Source organism: Arthrobacter sp. Y3223164, from assembly GCF_059091005.1.
Map to the genome: position 1 here is coordinate 1 of NZ_JBNHGF010000359.1, position 2,773 is coordinate 2,773.

Below are 2,773 nucleotides of genomic sequence, written 5' to 3' on the forward strand. Positions count from 1 at the left end.
GTGGTGGTGGCCGCGGATCCGGCCCTTTTGGTGCGGGCAGGCAGCGGACACCAGGTCCTGGTCGCCCTGGGCGCGCTCCAGTTGCGCTGGCCCGGGGAACTGCCCGACGGCGTCCTCGACTACGCGGCCGAGGTCCGGTCCTACGCGGATGAGTACCTGGGAATCGATTCCCTGGCGGCAAACGGCTTGGCCCTGGAGGACGACGGCGGAGCGCTGACCTTCGCCCGGCTTTTGGACCGGCCGACAGCGGCCAGGAACCTGCTGGTGCCGGCGCACACCCCCTGGCCGGACGTGCTTCGCGAAGCCCTGGCAACCTGGCAGGGCGGCGGCACGGTCGTGCTGGTGCACCCGGAGGTAGGGGTGACCCAGCGGTTGCTGGACAGCGAACGGGTCACCGTACAACTGTGAACCGGTGATCCGGCCCGGACCCCGCCTAGCCGCGCGCCGTGCCCGATGCCTGGGGGCCGTCGACCTCCGGCGCGGCGTCCGCGGGAGGCTGGTCGGCATTGTCCTCGGGGTGGCGCTCGAAGATCTTGCGGTCCTCGGCAAACTCCGGCTCGGCGTCCAGCTCAACGTTGAACACCAGGAACCGGTAGGCGAAGAAGCGCATCACGGTGGCCAGCACCGTGCCGACGATGCCCGCGAACAGCAGCATGGTCCGGTCCGTCACCTCCAGCGGGTAGCGGGCTATCCAGACGCAGCCTGCGGAGACCACCATGCCGATGACGTTGATGACGATGAACAGCACCAGTTCGCGCAACACGTTCGCCTGGCGGCGATGACGGAACGTCCAATAACGGTTGGCTACCCAGGAGAACAGTGTTGCCACGGAGGCGGACACGAACCGCGCCTTCACCACGCTGTCGTCCATGGGCCCGTTGATCAGCCACCAGTACACGCCGTTGTCCACGATGAAGCTGATCCCGCCGACCGTGCCGAACTTCGCCACTTCCCGCCAAAAAAGGGAAACAATGGCGCGCAGGCGCTCGGAAATAGTTCGGTTCATGATCGAAGGTGGATCCCTTTCGCTCGGATGCCGGAGCAGAGCCGGCCGACGCACTATTGTATTGCGCCAGTCTGGGCGTTACCTAGGACGTACCCGCCGCGCGAAGTGCAATGCGACTCGTCCGGAGCCTGTTCGGTACCCTGACTAGGTGAGTTTTCCAGTGATCGGCGTAGTGGGCGGCGGCCAGCTTGCCCGAATGATGGCACCCTGTGCGGTAGAGCTCGGCTTTGAACTGCGTGTTCTGGCCGAGGCCGCCGATGTTTCCGCGGTCCCCGCCGTGGCCACGGCTCCAGTGGGCGACTACCGCGATCTGGAGGCGCTGCGGGGGTTCGCGAAGGGCCTGGACGTGATGACCTTCGATCACGAGCACGTCCCTACCGAACATCTGCAGGCCCTGATTGCCGAGGGCGTCAACGTGCAGCCGCACCCTGACGCCTTGATCCATGCGCAGGACAAGCTGGTCATGCGCGCGGTGGTGGACAGGCTGGGGCTGCCAAACCCGGTGTGGGCACCCGTCTCGGGCGTCGACGAGCTGGTTGCCTTCGGCGGCAGGATTGGCTGGCCGGTGGTGCTGAAGACGCCGCGGGGAGGCTACGACGGCAAGGGAGTGCGGATCATCCCCGATGCGGACGCTGCCGCCGAGGCGGCCGACTGGTTCACCGGCGGCGCGCTGCTGGTCGAAGAAAAAGTCGATTTCAGCCGGGAGCTCTCCGCGCTGGTAGCCAGGACTCCGTCCGGCGAAGCACGGGCCTGGCCGGTGGTGCACACCATCCAGGTGGACGGCGTCTGTGACGAAGTGATCGCGCCGGCACAGGACCTGCCGGCGGACGTCGCCGAGGCGGCCCAGCAGGCGGCGCTCCGGCTGGCCGACGAGCTGGGCGTCACCGGCGTGATGGCCGCCGAGTTGTTCGCCACCCCGGGACGCGGAGCAGGCTTCGTGATCAACGAACTGGCCATGCGCCCGCACAACACCGGCCACTGGACCCAGGACGGGTCGGTCACCAGCCAGTTCGAGCAGCACCTGCGGGCCATCCTGGATCTGCCGCTGGGCGATACGTCCCTGCTCGGCGGCGCCGTCGTCATGAAGAACTACCTGGGCGGCGCCAATACCGACCTGTTCTCGGCCTATCCGCGCGCGCTGGCCGCCGAACCGTCCGTCAAGCTGCATGGCTACGGCAAGTCTGTCCGTCCCGGCCGGAAGATCGGCCACGTCAATGTGGTGGGCCGCGACGCGTCCCAGGTGGAGGAACTGCGCCGGCGCGCGGACCGCGTCGCGGCGATCGTCCGCGACGGCGTGGACCCCCAGGAAGGCAAACCATGAGCAACAAGCCGATAGTCGGCGTGGTGATGGGCTCGGATTCCGACTGGCCCGTCATGGAGGCCGCCGCCCGGGCGCTGGAGGAATTCGGCGTCCCCTACGAGGCCGACGTCGTCTCCGCGCACCGCATGCCCGAGGACATGATCGGTTATGGCCGCGACGCTCACTCCCGGGGACTGCGGATCATTATCGCCGGCGCCGGCGGTGCCGCGCACCTGCCCGGCATGCTCGCCTCCGTAACCCCCCTGCCGGTGATCGGGGTGCCGGTGCCCCTGAAGTACCTGGACGGCATGGATTCCCTGCTCTCCATCGTGCAGATGCCCGCCGGGGTGCCGGTGGCCACGGTGTCCATCGGCGGAGCCCGCAATGCCGGGCTGCTGGCCGTGCGGATGCTGGCAGCCGGTGGTGACGAATTGGCCGGGCGGCTGCAGCCGGCCCTGCTCGAGTTC

General features: G+C 68.3%; 3 protein-coding genes and 1 pseudogene. 3 read left to right on the top strand and 1 reads right to left on the bottom strand.

The window, feature by feature from the left end:
* A pseudogene (locus tag AC5RUJ_RS14005) lies at positions 1-408 on the top strand (TIGR03089 family protein); the annotation flags it as partial.
* A 25-nt stretch (positions 409-433) separates the two neighbouring features.
* On the opposite strand, the gene AC5RUJ_RS14010 reads toward AC5RUJ_RS14005, so the two are convergent.
* Positions 434-1,006 carry a GtrA family protein gene (locus AC5RUJ_RS14010; RefSeq protein WP_494128039.1) on the bottom strand — a complete coding sequence of 191 codons (573 nt, stop codon included), beginning with the start codon at positions 1,004-1,006 and terminating at the stop codon, positions 434-436.
* Positions 1,007-1,202: 196 nt separating this feature from the next.
* Between AC5RUJ_RS14010 and AC5RUJ_RS14015 the strand changes: the two genes are divergently transcribed.
* Positions 1,203-2,327 carry a 5-(carboxyamino)imidazole ribonucleotide synthase gene (locus AC5RUJ_RS14015; protein WP_494128043.1) on the top strand — a complete coding sequence of 375 codons (1,125 nt, stop codon included), beginning with the start codon at positions 1,203-1,205 and terminating at the stop codon, positions 2,325-2,327.
* Positions 2,324-2,773 (top strand): 5-(carboxyamino)imidazole ribonucleotide mutase (gene purE, locus AC5RUJ_RS14020; protein WP_494156030.1); only part of this gene is annotated, 450 nt, incomplete at its 3' end. The genes AC5RUJ_RS14015 and purE, both read left to right, overlap by 4 nt.